This is a genomic window from Alkalibacterium olivapovliticus, assembly GCF_003003275.1.
Taxonomy (GTDB): Bacteria; Bacillota; Bacilli; order Lactobacillales; family Carnobacteriaceae_A; genus Alkalibacterium; species Alkalibacterium olivapovliticum.
In genome coordinates, this window is sequence record NZ_PVTO01000021.1 from 1 (window position 1) to 17,249 (window position 17,249).

Genomic DNA, 17,249 nt, shown 5'->3' on the forward strand with positions numbered 1-17,249 from the left:
TAAGAAGGTAACGATAGCGGTCACACTTACTCCTTCTTCTTTTTTGATATTGGACCGATTTAACAGGGTTCCGACTGTAAATTGTTTGATAAAGTAATCAATACTCGAATAAAACTCGTTTTTTTCTGAATTATTTGGTAAAATGTTAGCCATAAGACATCTCTCCTTGGAATGTTGGTAGTGGTACTCACATTTTACCAAAGAGAGCTGTCTTTTTCTTTACTTTTAAGCTGATTAATCTAAATAATCCTTATGATGTAAAGGATAGAACGGAGTTCTTAAGGGTGCGAAACTTGAGTTATATAGAATAAAAAATGGAGGGATATTTTGATGAGATCATATATTCAATTATCATCTGAAGGTGCTCAAATAGTGGAAAGCAAAAGAACAATAAGGGATAAAAAAGGAGATAGTCTATTAGAACTACCAAATAGTTTTACAATAATTGATATTGAGACTACAGGTCTAGATCCTAGATTTGATGAAATTATTGAGTTATCGGCTATAAGTAGTGACCAAAGAACAGAAGTAGTGAAACAGTCGGACACTATTCAATATCTAATATATACTGAAACGGTATGCAGGCTACAAGCCACTGCATACCGTTTTTCTTTTTACGAGGGAAAAATTAATTGTGTACACACCATATCTTTATTCATCCTTCGAATTAATTAAAACTATAACATAACTTAATTGACGTTTAATTGCTCTCTATCTGCTGTTGCAACCAATCATTGATGTAAGAAAAAATTTCCTGGTTGTTTAGTTCATTTACCAATTCATGCCGGGCATCTTTAAATAACTTAAGTGTTACATTTTCCAAATCTAATTGAACATACTGCTCATATAATGCTTGAACCGCTGTACCATACTTACCAACAGGATCCATATCACCAGAAACAATTAAAAGAGGCAAATCCTTTTCAATTTTTTCTAGTCGTTTAGTTTGATATAGCGATTTAAAAGCATGGAAAAGTTCATAGTAAAAGTTTATCGAAGAAACGAAACCAGACAATTCGTCTTTCTCATATTGTTCCACAACTTTAGCATCTCTTGTGATCCAACTAGATGTCGGTTGCTGCTTTTTAAATTTCTTATTAAATGACCCAAAAGATAATTTATCAATCAATTTAGCTTCTTTTTTATTATCGAATACAATATTTTGGAAGGTAGCGAATATTCTTCCCATTTTTACGTCCAGTCCATTTTGTTTGGCTGAACCAGAAAGAATGATCCCATCTATTTTTTCAGAATTTTGAATGATATACTCCTGCCCGATAAATGAACCAAAACTATGAGCAAAAATAAATAAAGGCAGTTGAGGATATTTCTTTTTTATCAACTCAGAAATTAGTTGTTCATCTTTAACAATTTTTTGAAAACCATTCTCACCAATATACCCAAAAACTTCTTCTTCTGTTAAAGAATGCCCATGACCGCGATGATCATCCGCATAAACAATATAACCTTTCTTATTCAAAAAATATGCAAAAGTTTCATATCGTGCAGAATGTTCGGCCATTCCATGAATAATTTGAACGATTCCTTTTGGTTTTTCTACTTGATCCCATATACGTAAAAATATCTTTTGGCCATCATGGGAAGAAGTATATATAGTTGTATGTTCCATTTTCCTGCTCCTATCAAATTTAATTTTATTTAGTATAATACAAAACAAATTATAAAAAATTATAGTTCCTTAAACGTGTATTTTGTCAGGAGATTACTTATTCATTCCACATATTGGGTTAGATTCTACTCTAGAAGTCATAAAAACTGGTGATACAAAGAATCGTGTAAACTAATTCAAAATCGGAAAATTTAATATTCTTAACATCAAAGACTATGGAATCTTTTTAACGTAATTCCGAAAGAAGTCTCCCACTTCTAAACGTATGGGTACGAAGCACCAGTGAAAGTGGGAGATGAATGTCGGCCAAGCGATAGCTTGAAGTTATTTCTCAAGACCTTTTCTTATTAGTTCAAGGATAGCTGCCGTTCGTGTAGGCAGTCCATTTTCTTTTTGGTATGCGTCTACTTTTTCTAGAATAACTTTTGGCATACGTATTTCTACGCGTTCTTTGTCAGACATATACTCACCTCCGACTTGATTATACGGTGTTTTTACGGTATAATCAAGTAACAAAGCGTACGAGGAGGTGAAGAATATGTTAAAAGCTTATAAGTATCGACTCTACCCAAATGAAGAACAAAAAAACTATTTTGCGAACTGTTTTGGTTGTGCCCGCTTCATTTATAACCAAATGCTTAGCGACAAGATCGACCACTATAAAGAGACGAAACAAATGCTCAACAATACGCCCGCTCAGTACAAAGAAGCGTTTCCTTTTATGAAAGCGGTTGATAGTCTGGCTTTGGCGAACGCTCAGCAGAATTTGGAACGAGCCTACAAAAATTTCTTCCGGGATAAATCCATTGGATTTCCAAAATTCAAATCCAAACACCGTTCAAAAGCGAGTTATACCACCAACAATCAAGGGGGAAATATCCGAATTGAAGATGGTAAGATCAAACTGCCTAAAATCGGATGTGTAAAGCTTGTCCAGCATCGTACTTTTCAAGGCAAGATTAAATCATGTACGATATCAATGAATAAATCGGGAAATTATTTTATATCCATTCTTGTGGAATCAGCGGACGAAACGCCCCAATTAGTTGAACGGAAGATTGGGATTGATTTGGGTATTTCGGATTTTGCGATCACCACCAATGATTTAGGGGAAACTGAGAAGCACAAAAATCCAAAACCGCTGTACAAGTCCGAAAAGAAGCTGAAGAAGGCGCAACGGTCGTTATCCCTCAAACAAAAAGGCGGTAAGAACCGCAATAAAGCACGCTTAAAGGTAGCCAAAAAGCACGAAAAGATTGCCAATCAGCGCAAAGATTTCTTGCACAAACTATCCAAAAAGATTACAGACGAAAACCAAGTCATTGTAATCGAAACTCTGTCCAGTAAGAACCTGATGAAAAATCATAAACTGGCAAAAAGCATTGGTGATGCAGGATGGTATGAATTCGTCCGCCAATTAGAATATAAATCCAAGCAAAAAGGACGGACACTTATCAAAGCAGACCGATTCTATCCGTCTAGTCAGGTTTGTTCGAGTTGCGGACACCGAGACGGCAAGAAGCCGCTCAATATCCGGGAGTGGGACTGCCCGACATGCGGGGAATACCTTGACAGAGATATCAATGCCAGCAAAAACCTCTTGGCATTGGCCAAGTAAAAGAAAATCAATGAGGCAGGGACTGCCTTTTGAGCCTACCCCTATCCGATTCCTCTGTCTGTATGAAGTCTGTGCAGACAAGAATGGAGTTCGTAGGAAGCACCCACTTCAAAATCCAAAGGATTTAAGTGGTGGGTAGTTCACAATCCATAGTCTTTTTATAAAGACTTACTACAGGATAGTCAAAATGAGTAGATGAGTAAAATCTTTCTCTTGGCTAGATTATAAATAGTTATATGTTCTTGGTGAACTCCTACTATATTTTCACGAATTATCTAGTAAAGATTGGAAAACTAGTCAAGATTTAACTGGGAATAATATCGAACAGTTTTAAGTGCGTTATGCCAGCTTTTTAATTTTGTCATTCGTTCTATTTGGGTCATATTTGGTTGGAAAATTTCGCTCTCAGACACTAAAGCTTTTAATTCATTTAAATCTTTCCAATAATCAACAGCTAATCCAGCGAGATAGGCAGCACCTAAACCTGTTGTTTCTAGACGTTCAACACGACTTACCGTTTTATTAAGGATATCAGCTTGAAATTGGATAAGAAAATTATTTTGAGCAACCCCGCCATCAACATGTAAAACATCAAGCTCAATTTCTGTTTCTGATTCCATTAAATCAATAATATCATTGACCTGGTAAGCTAAAGATTCAAATGTAGCAAGAACAAGTTCTCTTTTTCCAGTATGTTCATCCATTCCTAGAACAGCTCCTCTGACATCAGGTTCCCAATAAGGAGCTCCCATTCCTCGAAAAGTTGGAACAACATAGACAGGTGATTCTTCATTTGCTTGAAGCGCTAAAGTCTCAGAATCTTCAATGTTCTCAAATAATTCTAAGCCATCTTTCAGCCATTCAATTGCACTTCCAGAAATCAAAGCAGAACCTTCCAGAGCATAGTTAATTTGGTTGTCTATTGAATAAGCAATCGTTGTCAGCAAACGATTATTTGATGATTTTGCTTCGGAGCCAGTATTCATAACAATAAATGTCCCTTGACCATAAGTGCTTTTAACTTGTCCAGATTGGAAAGCAAGTTGACCAAATAATGAAGCTTGCTGATTCCCAGCAACCCCACTAATGGGTATTTTTACTCCATTAAAAATACTTGAATCCGTTTCTCCATAATAAAATGAACTTGGATAAACATTCGGGAGCATGGCTCTTGGAATATTAAAGAGTTCGAGCAAGTGATTATCCCATTCTAAATGGTGAATATTAAAAAGCATCGTTCTAGATGCATTGGTATGATCAGTAGCATGCAACTTCCCTTTGGTTAGTTTCCAGATAATCCAACTGTCAATTGTTCCAAAAAGTAAATTTCCCTTTTCAGCTTCTGCTTGCGCACTTTCGTTCTGATCTAGAATCCAACGAACTTTACTTGCTGAAAAATAAGGATCCATAACAAGTCCAGTATTTTTATTAATATATTCTTCGTTTGTTACAGATTTCAATTGATTAATAATATTCAAAGATTGGTTAGAATTCCAAACAATTGCATTGTAAATAGGTTCACCTGTTATTTTATCCCAGACAACGGTCGTTTCACGCTGGTTACTTATTCCAAGTGCTTTTATTTGAGAATAACTAATTCCTGATTTTTGGGTAACTTCTTCTATTACATTACAAACAGATTGCCAAATGACATTCGGGTCATGTTCTACCCAGCCAGGATTTGGAATAATTTGTTGGAATTTTTGACTAGCTGTTCCTATGTAATTTCCTTTCCGGTCAATAATAAAAGCACGAGTCGTAGTTGTTCCTTGATCAATAGAAAGTATATATTCTGCCATCATTTATCACTCCATTTATTCTATAAAAATAATAAATTGTTAATCAATTTGCAATTGGTATTTTACAAGTTTGACAAGCATTGCATGGTACTTCTGACTGTTTGGTTCGCAATTCTCTAATACCCAATGATAAAGGCTTTCAGATAAACCATAGCTATAAAAATCAGTTGCTGTTTGGATTAATTGTTTTTCATCTCGCGAAAGAGTCTGATCTTTAAAGTAGTCATTTGTTAACTCATTAACTAGATTTTTAATTGAGTAAATAAAGTACTGTTTAAAAGAATCTAGTTTGATATTCAAAAAAATCTTCTTGTAATAAATTTTATTTGATTCGAGATAAGTTAATAGATGATCCAAAATATCCTCCCAATTTTCCCAAGTCTTAATCGGATAAGTAGATTCATATAACTCCCAATAGAAAATCCAAGTAACTAAATCATATCTATCGTCAAAATAATCATAAAAAGTTTGGCGACGGAAACCAGCTTGCTTCATAATATCAGTGATTGAGATTTTCTCGATTGTTTTTTTAGTTGTTAATTCTTGAAAGGCTAAAGCAATAATTTTTTTCGTGTTAGTTTTTTGTTCCATCTATTTAGACTCCTTTTACTCAAGAGTGGCAAGTAATTTATAAAGGCGTTAGTGAGAAAACTCCTGGTTTTAACCAGGGGATGAATCACGTCTCGAACGGCCCGCATTGAATTTTTTTAACTGGTCTTGTACATATTGCATGACCACTTCTTTAGAAACATTACCTACCGTACTGACGAAATAGCTTCCTGACCACAAAGAGCCCTTCCAAAGCTCTTTTTTTGTTTCTGGAAACTGTTGAAACCACTCTCGTGCAGAAGCACCTTTCAGTGCCTTCATCACTGTACTGATCGATTTGTTTGGCGGAAAGGAAACCACTAAATGGATATGATCCTCCATCACTTCACTTTCGAGAATGGTAATGTCATTATTCTCCGCAATCAAACTAAGCATTTCCATCATCGCTTCTCGGCGATTAAGTGTAGTGAATATTACCTTTCGATACTTTGTTACCCAAACTAAATGATAGGTTGTTCGGTATAGATTGGTGCGCGTTTTTGTATACATATGTAAGACCTCCAAATGTTATCTTTAAGCCGGTTAACATTTTTCTGTTCATGTCATCTGTGTTATAATAAGTATACCATACAAAGAGGAGGCAAGGACATATGTTATACGGAATTAAAGGGCAATTAACTCTGAAGCCAACACAACAAGCACAAGTATTACAAAATATTGGCAATGCGCGCTTTGTATGGAATCAATTTTTAAACATGTGGAACCAACGTTATGGAAATAATCCTTCATTGCCTACGTTAGGGGAGTATGATTTAAATAAACTGTTGCCAACATTGAAGAAAGAGTACGCATTTTTAAAATTGTCGGACTCTACCAGTCTTCAACAGGTTTCATCAGAACTGGCAGGCGCCTTTAAACAATTCTTTACGAATAAAGGACATTTTAAACACCCTCGCTTTAAAGGAAAATACCATGCTCGACAATCCTATACGTCGAAAAATGTGAATAACGCTATTCGCTATGAGAATGGCTACCTTCGGTTGCCCAAAATTGGTTTTGTACGTTTCCGTTGTGGTCAAACCATCAAAGGTAACATAAAAAGAGCCACTATTTGTCTCACACCTTCAGGAATATTTGAGTGTAGTTTACTTGTAGAAGACGAAAGCCAAGTCATCACTACAAAGACAAATCAATCCGTGGGAATCGATATGGGCGTTGCAGACTTAATGGTTTTGTCTACAGGCGACAAAATGCCTACGATTCGTTACGACAAACTATTGTCGGGCAAGCGATTGTATTGGGAGAAACGTGTCGCACGACGTGCCCGTTTAGCCAAGGCAAAAGATATTCCATTATCTGAAGCAAAGAACTATCAAAAGGCTAAACAACAACGAGCAAAAGTGTTTCAAAAAGAAAAAAACCAACGCATGGATCGTCTACATAAATTGACGACTACGTTGGTTAAAGAGTTTGATGTCATTGTCTTGGAAGACTTAAATACAAGTAAGATGATGAAAAACAGCCAATTAGCACGTAGTATTGCGGCTCAATCTTGGCGCGAGATTCGCACAATGTTGGCGTACAAATGCGTGAAATATGGTAAAGAACTCATTGTGGTCAATCCATATAAAACGTCACAAATCTGTTCGTCCTGCGGACATGACGGTGGCAAACAAGAGCTATCCATTCGTGAATGGCTGTGCACCTCTTGTCATGACCACCATGATCGGGATATCAATGCCGCAAAAAATATTCTATCTATTGGCTTGGGACAAGCCTTGGTCAACCAGCCTAAACCGCTGCCTGTCTACCCATAAGTGGCACAGGTAAGTTAAGGGTGTTCCCAGAAGCTCGGTACTTTAGTGCCGATGTAGTTCACTATCTAAAGTATACGTTACAAAAAATAGAAAGCCAATCGGACAAAGTAAAGTTTTTGTCTGTTGTGATGATAACGCTTACTTGTTAATGTTTATTTAGCAGTAAAGAAAGCACTTAAATTATACGAGGAGGAATGACAATGAGAAAAGCATTTATTAGTCCAAGTAAGTACGTTCAAGGTGAAGACGAATTATTAAACTTAGGGTTCTATATTCAATCTTTAGGAGAATCAGCCCTTGTTATCGGAAATAAGGAAGATATCGATCGAGTACAAGATAAATTAGATAAGACGGCAGAGAAATTTAATGTTAAGCTGTATCGCGCAGAGTTTGGTGGAGAAGCTACACGCGATGAAGTTGAGCGCTTGAAAAAAATAGCAGAAGAAAAAGGGACAGATGTCATAGTAGGTTTAGGTGGAGGAAAAGCGATTGATACATCTAAAGTGGTTGCAAATGGGCACAATGTGATTGTTTGTCCTACGATTGCCGCTCAGGATGCACCAACGAGCCACTCCGCTGTACTGTATACAGCCGATCATCAATTTGATGACTATGCTTATTTTATTAAAAACCCAGATGTTGTTCTAATGGATACAACAGTTATTGCACAAGCCCCAAGCCGATTCTTAGTTGCGGGAATGGGAGATACCCTAGCCACTTATTACGAAGCGAGAGCCACTCGTCAATCAAACTCTAATGTAAATGCTGGTTTACCAAATGGTTATCATACAGGGGCAACAGGGCCAGCTAAAGGAACCATTGCAGCCATGACATTAGCCGAAAAAAGTTTGGAAATCATTCTTGAAAAAGGTTATGATGCAAAGATTGCGGCAGATAATAATATTGTCACTCCAGCCTTGGAAGACATTGTGGAAGCGAATACTTTATTATCTGGTTTAGGCTTTGAATCAGCAGGATTAGCAGCATCCCATGCGATTTATAATGGGTTAACTGTTCTAGACGGTCCAGGAAATTACTACCATGGTGAGCAAGTTGCTTTTACAACATTTGTACAGTTAGTCCTTGAAAATGCACCAAAATCAGAAATTAACGAACTGTTAGATTTTAGTATCTCTGTTGGATTACCAGTATGTCTAGCTGATTTGGATGTTGAAGAAGTGAAATATGATGAAATTTTAGAAGTAGCTAAAAAAGCATGTATCCCAGAAGAATCGATCCACTCAATGCCGTTTGAAATAACAGTTGAAGCTGTTGCACAGGCAATTATTGCAGCTGATGCGATTGGTCGAGACTATAAAGAAAAAAATAAATAAACTGAAAAGCTAAGATAGGGGTAGACATAGACGTGATTAAGAAAATTTTAAATAATCCAGATTACATTGTTGATGAGATGATTGATGGAATGGTGCTAAGCCATCCAGAATTAATTAAAAGAGTTCCTGAAACAGGAATCATACAACGAACCCACGATAAAAAGGGAAAAGTGGCTATTGTTTCAGGCGGTGGAAGCGGTCATGAACCTGCGCACGCTGGGTTTGTCGGAGCAGGAATGCTGTCAGCAGCTGTCTGTGGAGCCGTTTTTACTTCTCCAACGCCCGATCAAATTTTAGAAGCTATTAAAGTAGCGGACGAGGGTAAAGGTGTATTTTTAGTCATCAAGAACTATTCAGGAGATATTATGAACTTTGAGATGGCTCAGGAACTCGCAGAGATGGAAGGAATTAAAGTAGATAGTATTGTAGTTGATGATGATATCGCTGTCGAAGACAGCCTCTACACACAAGGAAAACGCGGTGTAGCAGGTACGATATTTGTCCATAAAATATTAGGCTATGCAGCTGAAAAAGGCCAGTCAATTGAAGAAATTAAAGAATTAGCTGAAAATTTAATTCCCAATATGAAAACTGTTGGATTAGCTTTAACGGGAGTGACTACGCCAGGAAGTAGTACACCAAGTTTTGCATTAGCGGATGACGAAATTGAGTACGGAGTGGGGATTCATGGCGAGCCTGGATACCGGCGAGAAAAGCTACAAACTTCAAAAGATTTAGTTGATGAATTACTTACAAAATTACTAGAAGAATTTGAAGCAAACTCAAACAATCGCTTTGCAATTATCGTGAATGGTTTAGGTGGAACACCTCTAATGGAGCAATATGTATTTGCAAATGATGTTCACAAACAAATGAAAGATAATAAGTTGGAGATTGAATTTTCAAAAGTAGGAAATCTGATGACATCATTAGAGATGCAAGGTTTATCTTTAACTCTACTTCGTCTAGAAGATGACTTCTTTCTGGAAGCCTTAAAAGCAACTGTTGATACTATTAATTGGTAAATTTTTTTAAAACTGAAAGGAAATGTATTTTAATGAATATAGAGATGGGAATTCGTTGGATGGAATTATTCAATGAAGAAATTCAAAATGAAAAAAACTATTTAACCCAATTAGACACACCTATTGGAGATAGCGATCATGGAAATAACATGTCTCGCGGGATGGCACATGTGGTTAAGGCAATTGAAGAACAAAAACCAGAGACTTTAAATGAGTTACTAAAATTAATTACAACAAATTTATTAAGTAAAGTAGGTGGGGCATCTGGGCCACTTTATGGATCGGCATTTATGGGAATGATGAAAGCTGAAACAGCTGGTGAAGAATGGGCCAAGATTTTAAAAACAGGCTTAGAAAACATTCAAAAGCGTGGAAAAGCAGAACAAGGTGATAAAACGATGGTAGATGTATGGATAGCTGTTGTAGAAGCTGTTGAAAATGGTGAATTAACGCATGAATTGATTGACGAAGCTGTTGAAGCCACTAAGCCATTGAAAGCGAAAAAAGGTCGCGCATCTTATGTTGGTGATCGCTCCATCGGCCATATCGATCCAGGTGCTTATTCTTCAGGATTATTATTTCACACGATGTTAAGAGCGGAGACAGAATAATGGAAAAAACAGGGATTATTATTGTTTCTCATGTCTATGAAATAGCTGAAGGAATTCATCGTCTAATTAAAGAGGTTGCAGCAGATGTTGATGTTCAAGTAGTTGGCGGAGTCGATATTAAAGAAATAGGAACAAGTTTTGATACAGCCTTAGCAGCGATTAATAATAGCTCAGCTAAAAACTTATTAGCTTTCTATGACTTAGGTAGTGCTAAAATGAACCTGGAAATGGCAATGGAAATGAGCGATAAAACCGTTAAAATATATGATGTACCAGTTGTTGAAGGGTCATATACCGCCGCAGCTTTATTACAAGCCGGTGTTAATCAAGAGAATATTGAAGAGCAGTTAGAAGAAATGCATAACGTAAAGTAAAAGATAAAATAGCATCATGAAAACAAACTAAACTTTACAAAATATAGACTATTCGTATAGACATTTATCATAATCGTTACCTACATGCGTATTTCTAATAACGGTGTGGAAATCTCGAATAATGACTTTAAAATTTCAAAGATTAATAAAGATTTTTGATACAGTATAGTAATAATATGCGGGTATTGATGCCCAGCGAGTGTACGAAAAATTGCTAGTAAAAAATTCAATGTGTTTCATAAAACATAGGCATATGCGCGAATATTTAGTCTAAACCATTACCAAAACCATTACTATATAACTCTAAACCTTGATTCGAAGGGGTTCGACTCCCCTCAACTCCATAGCAAGACGAAAACCTCACTAGGGAACAGTTTATTCCTGAGTGAGGCTTTTTTATGCTTAAAACTAAGTTTTACTAAACATAGCGAAGAGTTTTCCAACGCTTTTACGAAAGCTCTTTTGCATTTAATACTTTGTTAGCAAATACTTAGTACATTAATTTAGCTTTGAAGAATGCTCGAATTCGTGATTAAATAGATAGTTATTATTAAGCAAACAAGGACGAGAGCAATGAAAACAACATTCTCGTCCTTTGCTATCTATTGTTTTATCTTATACTTAACACCTGATAGTATTATAAGTTATTTCTTTAACACACGCATGGCGTTCAATACAGCAACAACTGTTACGCCAACATCTGCAAAAACAGCTTCCCACATCGAAGCAACACCAAGGGCACCTAAAACCAAAAATACCCCTTTGATGGCTAGTGCGAGAATGATATTTTGCCAGACAATTTGGCGAGTATCTTTGGCCACTTGCATGGCCGTTCCAATTTTAGACGGCTTGTCGTCCATAATCACGATATCCGCCGCTTCAATGGCTGCGTCTGAGCCTAAGCCACCCATCGCAATCCCGATATCTGAACGGGCCAATACAGGCGTATCGTTGATCCCGTCGCCCACAAAAGCAACTTTTTCTTTTTTGTTTTTGCGCACCATAATTTCTTCCATTTTCTCCACTTTGTCTTGTGGAAGAAGTTCCGAGTGGATTTCATCGATGCCTAATTTACTTCCAACAGCCTCAGCGACCGCTTTTGAATCGCCCGTAAGCATAATGATATGTTCGACGCCTTTTTCTTTCATTAAGGCTATACCTTCTGCAGCGTCCTCTTTAATCGTATCGGCAATTAGAAGGTAACCAGCATAGGCTCCCTCAATCGCTAAATAGACAACCGTTCCGACTTCTTCTACTTCTTTAAAAGGAATACCATATTTAGCCATTAATTTAGCATTTCCGGCTAATATCTCTTTGCCATCAACAACCGCTTGAACACCATGGCCTGAGAGATCATTGTATTCATCAATTCGTCGTTCATCAATCTCTTTCCCGTAATGTTCTTTGATAGAAACCGCAATCGGGTGTGAAGAATGGGTTTCCGCATAAGCGGCTAGTTCTAAGAGTTCTTCATTATTGAATTCTGGTGTCGATTGAATATCGGTTATTTCAAATTCCCCTTTGGTTAAGGTTCCCGTCTTATCCATAATGACATATTTAACATCGTTTAAGCCTTCTAAGAAGTTGCCGCCTTTCACTAAGATACCTTTACGTGAAGAAGCACCAATTCCACCAAAGAAACCGACAGGAATTGAAACAACTAAGGCACAAGGACAAGAAATAACGAGGAAAATGGCTGCCCGGTAGATTCCATCATTAAAGGTCATTTCAGGAACAATCAATGGTAAAAGAACAGCTAATAAGACAGCTAAAATGACCACGATCGGAGTGTAGTATCGAGCAAACTTCGTGATGAATTGTTCTGTCGGTGCTTTACGACTGCTCGCATTCTCAACGAGCTCAAGAATTTTTGTCACGGTTGACTCTGAGAAGGGCTTTTCAACCACGACTTCTAGCAAGCCGATTTTGTTGATAAAACCACTTAAAACGTCGTCACCTTCTTTAACACTTCGGGGCATTGACTCACCGGTTAAAGCAGACGTATCCATAGCGGATGAACCGACGACCACTTTCCCGTCTAAGGGCACTTTTTCGCCTGGACGTACGAGAATGGTATCGCCGACTTTAATCGATTCTGGTGAAACTTGGCGTGTACTGCCATCGGCTAACTTTATATTGGCGTAATCCGGACGAATATCCATCAAGTCTGCGATAGAGCGACGTGATTTGTTTACGGCCACATCTTGAAAAACTTCGCCCACTTGATAGAAAAGCATAACGGCTACTGCTTCGGGATATTCTTGCACATAGAAGGCAGCAAGTGTCGCAATCGTCATCAAAAAGTTTTCATCAAAGACTTGGCCATTAAAGATATTTCGAACGGCTCGCCAAATCACATCATAACCGGCCACAAGGTAAGCGACCACAAACAAACCAAAGGAAAGGGAAGGGGTAATGGGGGCAAAACTTGCCAGTAAAAGCACTGAAACGGCAAGGATTAAGCGACCGATGGTTAAATTAATTCCCCAATTTTCTGGTCTTTTGTGATTCTGTTTCTGACCCGATTTTTCTGACTGGAGACCCCTGTCTTCTCCAACTTCCTGACCTGTAGCTTTTATAAGAGGGATGATATCAGGTTCTAGTTTTTTAATTTTAGTTTTAACCGAAGAAAGAGTTTTAGCGTCATTTTCTGCCACAAGATCAAAGCTTAATGTCTGGGTCATGTAATTCACGTTACTATTCATGACACCATCTATTTCAGACACGTCATTCTCAATCTTGGCGGCACAATTGGCGCAATCAATTCCCTCTAATAGCCATTCATGATGGGTTTGTTCATCTTCTTTAGATTTGCTATCCAAAGCTATAGACGAATTTATATTTATTAATTGCCCATCTGCTTTGTTTTTTAAAGTCACGTCGGGTTCCAACTTGTTAATTTTTTCTTGTATATTGACTAAGATTAAGTTTTCTTGATCATCAGCAACCTCAAACCTCAAGGTTTCTGTCATGAAATTCACATTGCTTTCAGTGACGCCAGGAATGGAAGCCACCCCTCGCTCCACTTTAGCAGCACAATTGGCGCAGTCAATTCCTTCCAGGAGCCACTGATGCGATTTCTTCTTTTCGCTCATCGTTTTCTTCCTTTCACATACGAGCCTTATAAACCGAATAGTGTTTGAATGGTCCCGTTTTCTAGCATAATAAAGATTCCTAAACCGATAAAGACAATCGGTACAATAATTCGTTCATACTTTTCCAATGTTTCAGAGACAAACGAAATTTTTGCCAATCGATAACTGATATAGCAAAGCACCGCAATCGATAGAGCAAAAACGACTATAGCAATGACTATTTCAGAAACAGATAGAGAGGTAAAATAAGGAATATAAATCCCTAAATTATCTCCACCGGAAGCGATCGTAATTAAAGCAACAGCCCAAAACAAACGGTTGGACCCTCTGGACTCTAACTTCTCCACGACTTCCTTTTCTGCTTCTTCTTCTTCGCCTCCCATAGCAACTCGGATACCTAAATAAATAGGAATGAGTCCCAAAAGTCCGATAATCCAATCTTGGGGGATAAAATTCAGCACATAAGCAGCAAATAAACTAACGGCTACTAAAATGCCGGTTCCAAGATATTGACCTAAATAAATCTGACGAAGTCCTTTTTGTGTATAGGCTTGCGAGAAAATAATCAGTAAGATAAATAAATAATCGATGCTAGTCGAAATATACACAGCAATCGCTGAAAAAATAGTTTGTAACAAAATGTTTTCCTCCAAACTAAGACGTCAAAGATAAGCTGTTGGGCATGTCCAATACCAGTCGAATAGTCGAAAGAATTTCTTCATTCGCTAACGAGTAGTAGGCTTCTTTTCCATCTTTACGTGATTTCGCCACGCCATGCTTTTTTAAATAGCGCAAATGGTGTGACGTTGTAGCAATACTAGCGTCTAAAATCTCCGCTAAATCGCAGACACACATTTCTTTGAAGGTTTCTAAAGCATAGAATATTTTAATCCTTGAAGGATCGCTAAAGCATTTTCCTAGTAAAAGCAAATCCGACAAGTCTTTATTTTCTAGTTTATTTTTCACCACATCTACTTTTTCAGGATGTATAATGGTTGTTTGGCAAACTTCAGTCACTTGTTTCCCCTCTCATTCAAACGTTCATTTGATTATGATATAGATATTATAATTCTCCTCGAGAAGATAGTCAAACAATTGTTTGATTATATTTCATTCATTTTTCTAGTCATGTAAGAGTTTTTATCTATGACATTATTTATAAACCCAGAGTAGAGATCCTTACCAATATGTAGTTCAGAAGAGCTCTTAAGAGTTTAAAGTAAATGAGCAGTGTAAAGAAAAGTGCCTTTTCTAATGAGCGTTTATAACAAAGTAAATGGACAACTACCTTGCTTTTGATTTTAAATGTGCTCTAAATACTCTCCACAATATTCTTTATAAAGTAAATAATTTTCAAAAAATAATATTAGAGAGTGAGAGATTTATTATGAAAAGAACCGAAAGTATTCAAGTAAGATTACCAGATGGCGGTAGATTACATTTAAGAGTTTCACCAGAAGAAAAAGAAATGATTAAATTAAAAGCTGAAGCAGAAAAAATGTCAATGAGCTCATTAATTTTAAATAGTATTGATAAAATTGATAATCCGATCACTGTTAATTTAGATGATTCAGATCTTCGAGATTTATTAATACAGGTTAGACGAATTAATGTAAATGTAAGAACATTTTTAAAACAAGTCGGAACTGGTGAACATTTTTCAATTGAGGATAGGCAAGAAATGGAACAACAACTTGTATCGAATGAAAAGTTTGTCTTAGATGAATATAAAAGAGTTAGGAAGTTAGTGTCAAGAATAGAAAGCATGAATACAGAAGAAGCAATAGAATTTACTGAGAAGGTAATAAATAATAATTTAGAGAGTGTAAATGATATCAAGGGACATTATGAATAAAATACTAAGAAATAATTAAATAATCTCTACGAGACCGGAAAAAAATATTCAAACTATTTCAGTAAAATTAAGAATTGAGTTTAGATTCCCTACGATAGAACTATTATAAGATAAAGACCTTGAATTATATGAAGTTAGAAGTTTTAATAAGGGTGCGAAATACGTTGAATTCAAACGAGCGACACAAAAGCCTCACCTATGTCCGTAGGTGGGACTTTTTTTAATCTTAAAAATAATATGATATTATTAATGATAGTATTAAGATAGCTATTAACAATCATTGAGATAGTTATCCTTTAACTTCAACTAAATATATACAATAAGGTGGGCAAAATGGATTATAATAAGCTGGAATCTATTTTATATAATGGAGAGAATGATAAAGTTGATTTCAAGAAAGAATGGTATGACAAAACGAAAAAAATAGATTTGGTAATAGATATTGTCAATTTTGTCAATACTGTTCATCATGATGATTGCTACATAATAATAGGTATAGAAGATATTACTAATAAAGTAGTTGGTATTGATATTAATGATACACATAGGCTAAATACTGAAAAAATTACAGATCTGATTCGGAATTTGCCTATCGCGAACCAATACATCCCAAAAATTGAAGTAACTGAATTTGTTTTTAATGACAAAACATTAGATATTATAACAATCTTTAATACAACAGATACACCAGTATATTTAACTACTGATTATAGAAAAAATGGTAAAACTATTGGAGCAGGACAAATAATTTCAAGGAACCAAGGAACTAATACGCCGATAAATAAAACTGCACCAAGTAACATTACTGAAAAATTATGGAAAAAAAGATTCAAAATGGATCAAAATATAAATGTTCAATATAATGAATTATTAAAAGATTTTGACAATTGGTCTTTCATTGATGTTTCTAACGGAAATCCAGCAAGATTTATATATAATCTAAATTCTAATTTCTATATTGAGTTTATTGAAGATGATATGCCTAGGGAAAATTGTGTCGCGCTTAGTTTAAATGCAACAAGATTGGATGTGAATTGGCAAATCGCATCCTTAAAATATAACCATTTAGAAATAGACTCTTTTTTAATATATATTTTAGACGGTGCGCGATTTTATCAAGTATGTCCGAGGACTGGTACAGTTAATAGCTCTGATAAAACATATAGAAGGCCTGTTGGATATGATTACTATATTTATGATAGCTTACAATATAATTTAAATAGGATGCTATGGCATAATCCGCATTCTATAAATAGTCATTATTATCATGAAAAAGACTCAATGATGAGCGGAGTTGTAATTTATAAAGATGATAGTGAAAGATTACAAATTCAAGAAGAAATTTCGAAAAGTTATATATTACCCGAAGAAATAAATCCAAGTGAAGAAGACGTCGATTTAGTAAAAAGCAGAATTCAAATGGATTTGTATGAATACACTCATGAAATCAATAGTGCAGAGTTTTACCTATTAAATTTAAATCTTGGAATATTAATTAACAAACATATGAATTTTAATAGTACTGATTGAAAGGGGTTTGCT

At 36.1% G+C, this 17,249-nt stretch carries 17 protein-coding genes and 1 pseudogene; 9 read left to right on the plus strand and 9 right to left on the minus strand.

Annotated elements, in window-relative coordinates:
• The first annotated feature begins 330 nt into the window (after nucleotides 1-330).
• Nucleotides 331-675, plus strand: coding sequence for an exonuclease domain-containing protein (locus tag CLV38_RS09790; protein ID WP_106194867.1), 345 nt, complete (start codon nucleotides 331-333; stop codon nucleotides 673-675).
• Nucleotides 676-700: 25 nt separating this feature from the next.
• Here the strand turns inward: CLV38_RS09790 and CLV38_RS09795 are convergent, their stop codons facing one another.
• Both CLV38_RS09795 and CLV38_RS13760 read right to left on the minus strand, forming a co-directional pair.
• A complete protein-coding gene (locus CLV38_RS09795) occupies nucleotides 701-1,630 on the minus strand; it encodes an alpha/beta hydrolase (protein ID WP_106194870.1) in 930 nt (309 codons plus the stop codon).
• Nucleotides 1,631-1,954: 324 nt separating this feature from the next.
• Nucleotides 1,955-2,092, minus strand: a complete 138-nt coding sequence (locus CLV38_RS13760) for a ribbon-helix-helix domain-containing protein (RefSeq protein WP_170068874.1) — start codon at nucleotides 2,090-2,092, stop codon at nucleotides 1,955-1,957.
• 76 nt (nucleotides 2,093-2,168) lie between these two features.
• Here CLV38_RS13760 and tnpB point away from each other — a divergent pair, with 76 nt between their 5' ends.
• A complete protein-coding gene (gene tnpB, locus CLV38_RS09800) occupies nucleotides 2,169-3,248 on the plus strand; it encodes an IS200/IS605 family element RNA-guided endonuclease TnpB (protein WP_106194873.1) in 1,080 nt (359 codons plus the stop codon).
• A 293-nt stretch (nucleotides 3,249-3,541) separates the two neighbouring features.
• On the opposite strand, the gene glpK is transcribed toward tnpB, so the two are convergent.
• From glpK to tnpA, 3 genes are all read right to left on the minus strand, one after another.
• The gene (glpK, locus tag CLV38_RS09805; RefSeq protein ID WP_106194876.1) at nucleotides 3,542-5,050 is read right to left on the minus strand and encodes a glycerol kinase GlpK; all 1,509 of its coding nucleotides are present in this window, start codon (nucleotides 5,048-5,050) and stop codon (nucleotides 3,542-3,544) included.
• A gap of 36 nt (nucleotides 5,051-5,086) precedes the next feature.
• Nucleotides 5,087-5,638, minus strand: a complete 552-nt coding sequence (dhaS, locus tag CLV38_RS09810) for a dihydroxyacetone kinase transcriptional activator DhaS (RefSeq protein WP_106194879.1) — start codon at nucleotides 5,636-5,638, stop codon at nucleotides 5,087-5,089.
• 69 nt (nucleotides 5,639-5,707) lie between these two features.
• On the minus strand, nucleotides 5,708-6,145 hold the full coding sequence (tnpA, locus tag CLV38_RS09815; protein ID WP_106194882.1) for an IS200/IS605 family transposase: 438 nt from the start codon (nucleotides 6,143-6,145) through the stop codon (nucleotides 5,708-5,710).
• A 101-nt stretch (nucleotides 6,146-6,246) separates the two neighbouring features.
• On the opposite strand from tnpA, the gene CLV38_RS09820 reads away from it, so the two are divergent.
• From CLV38_RS09820 to dhaM, 5 genes are all read left to right on the plus strand, one after another.
• Entirely contained in the window at nucleotides 6,247-7,413 is a 1,167-nt protein-coding gene (locus CLV38_RS09820; RefSeq protein ID WP_106194885.1) for an RNA-guided endonuclease TnpB family protein, read from the plus strand.
• 200 nt (nucleotides 7,414-7,613) lie between these two features.
• Entirely contained in the window at nucleotides 7,614-8,747 is a 1,134-nt protein-coding gene (locus tag CLV38_RS09825; protein ID WP_106194888.1) for a glycerol dehydrogenase, read from the plus strand.
• A gap of 35 nt (nucleotides 8,748-8,782) precedes the next feature.
• On the plus strand, nucleotides 8,783-9,772 hold the full coding sequence (gene dhaK / locus CLV38_RS09830; protein ID WP_106194970.1) for a dihydroxyacetone kinase subunit DhaK: 990 nt from the start codon (nucleotides 8,783-8,785) through the stop codon (nucleotides 9,770-9,772).
• A 32-nt stretch (nucleotides 9,773-9,804) separates the two neighbouring features.
• Entirely contained in the window at nucleotides 9,805-10,383 is a 579-nt protein-coding gene (dhaL, locus tag CLV38_RS09835; protein WP_106194891.1) for a dihydroxyacetone kinase subunit DhaL, read from the plus strand.
• Complete coding sequence (gene dhaM / locus CLV38_RS09840) at nucleotides 10,383-10,757, plus strand: dihydroxyacetone kinase phosphoryl donor subunit DhaM (protein ID WP_106194894.1); 375 nt, start codon at nucleotides 10,383-10,385, stop codon at nucleotides 10,755-10,757. The genes dhaL and dhaM overlap by 1 nt, the downstream gene beginning before the upstream one ends.
• Nucleotides 10,758-11,401: 644 nt before the next feature.
• On the opposite strand, the gene CLV38_RS09845 is transcribed toward dhaM, so the two are convergent.
• From CLV38_RS09845 to CLV38_RS09855, 4 genes and pseudogenes are all read right to left on the minus strand, one after another.
• Complete coding sequence (locus CLV38_RS09845) at nucleotides 11,402-13,579, minus strand: heavy metal translocating P-type ATPase (RefSeq protein WP_425427785.1); 2,178 nt, start codon at nucleotides 13,577-13,579, stop codon at nucleotides 11,402-11,404.
• Between the two features lie 78 nt (nucleotides 13,580-13,657).
• Nucleotides 13,658-13,852: pseudogene (locus CLV38_RS14210) on the minus strand (cation transporter); the annotation flags it as partial.
• A gap of 26 nt (nucleotides 13,853-13,878) precedes the next feature.
• Nucleotides 13,879-14,490 (minus strand): CadD family cadmium resistance transporter, encoded by a 612-nt coding sequence (locus CLV38_RS09850; protein WP_106194900.1) that lies wholly within the window; start codon nucleotides 14,488-14,490, stop codon nucleotides 13,879-13,881.
• A 16-nt stretch (nucleotides 14,491-14,506) separates the two neighbouring features.
• Nucleotides 14,507-14,869: an ArsR/SmtB family transcription factor gene (locus CLV38_RS09855; protein WP_106194903.1), complete on the minus strand. Its 363-nt coding sequence runs from the start codon at nucleotides 14,867-14,869 to the stop codon at nucleotides 14,507-14,509.
• Nucleotides 14,870-15,239: 370 nt separating this feature from the next.
• Here CLV38_RS09855 and CLV38_RS09860 point away from each other — a divergent pair, with 370 nt between their 5' ends.
• Entirely contained in the window at nucleotides 15,240-15,707 is a 468-nt protein-coding gene (locus tag CLV38_RS09860) for a plasmid mobilization protein (protein WP_106194906.1), read from the plus strand.
• A gap of 333 nt (nucleotides 15,708-16,040) precedes the next feature.
• The gene (locus CLV38_RS09865; RefSeq protein WP_106194909.1) at nucleotides 16,041-17,237 is read left to right on the plus strand and encodes an AlbA family DNA-binding domain-containing protein; all 1,197 of its coding nucleotides are present in this window, start codon (nucleotides 16,041-16,043) and stop codon (nucleotides 17,235-17,237) included.
• The last annotated feature ends 12 nt before the right edge of the window (nucleotides 17,238-17,249 follow it).

Excerpts from the sequence above, each read along its gene's own strand:
- CLV38_RS09860 (WP_106194906.1), top strand. The coding sequence starts at position 15,240 with ATGAAAAGAACCGAAAGTATTCAAGTAAGATTACCAGATGGCGGTAGA.
- tnpB (WP_106194873.1), top strand. The coding sequence starts at position 2,169 with ATGTTAAAAGCTTATAAGTATCGACTCTACCCAAATGAAGAACAAAAA.
- dhaL (WP_106194891.1), top strand. The coding sequence starts at position 9,805 with ATGAATATAGAGATGGGAATTCGTTGGATGGAATTATTCAATGAAGAA.
- CLV38_RS09795 (WP_106194870.1), bottom strand. The coding sequence starts at position 1,630 with ATGGAACATACAACTATATATACTTCTTCCCATGATGGCCAAAAGATA.
- dhaM (WP_106194894.1), top strand. The coding sequence starts at position 10,383 with ATGGAAAAAACAGGGATTATTATTGTTTCTCATGTCTATGAAATAGCT.
- tnpA (WP_106194882.1), bottom strand. The coding sequence starts at position 6,145 with ATGTATACAAAAACGCGCACCAATCTATACCGAACAACCTATCATTTA.
- CLV38_RS09865 (WP_106194909.1), top strand. The coding sequence starts at position 16,041 with ATGGATTATAATAAGCTGGAATCTATTTTATATAATGGAGAGAATGAT.
- CLV38_RS09790 (WP_106194867.1), top strand. The coding sequence starts at position 331 with ATGAGATCATATATTCAATTATCATCTGAAGGTGCTCAAATAGTGGAA.
- CLV38_RS13760 (WP_170068874.1), bottom strand. The coding sequence starts at position 2,092 with ATGTCTGACAAAGAACGCGTAGAAATACGTATGCCAAAAGTTATTCTA.
- glpK (WP_106194876.1), bottom strand. The coding sequence starts at position 5,050 with ATGATGGCAGAATATATACTTTCTATTGATCAAGGAACAACTACGACT.
- CLV38_RS09820 (WP_106194885.1), top strand. The coding sequence starts at position 6,247 with ATGTTATACGGAATTAAAGGGCAATTAACTCTGAAGCCAACACAACAA.
- CLV38_RS09825 (WP_106194888.1), top strand. The coding sequence starts at position 7,614 with ATGAGAAAAGCATTTATTAGTCCAAGTAAGTACGTTCAAGGTGAAGAC.
- dhaS (WP_106194879.1), bottom strand. The coding sequence starts at position 5,638 with ATGGAACAAAAAACTAACACGAAAAAAATTATTGCTTTAGCCTTTCAA.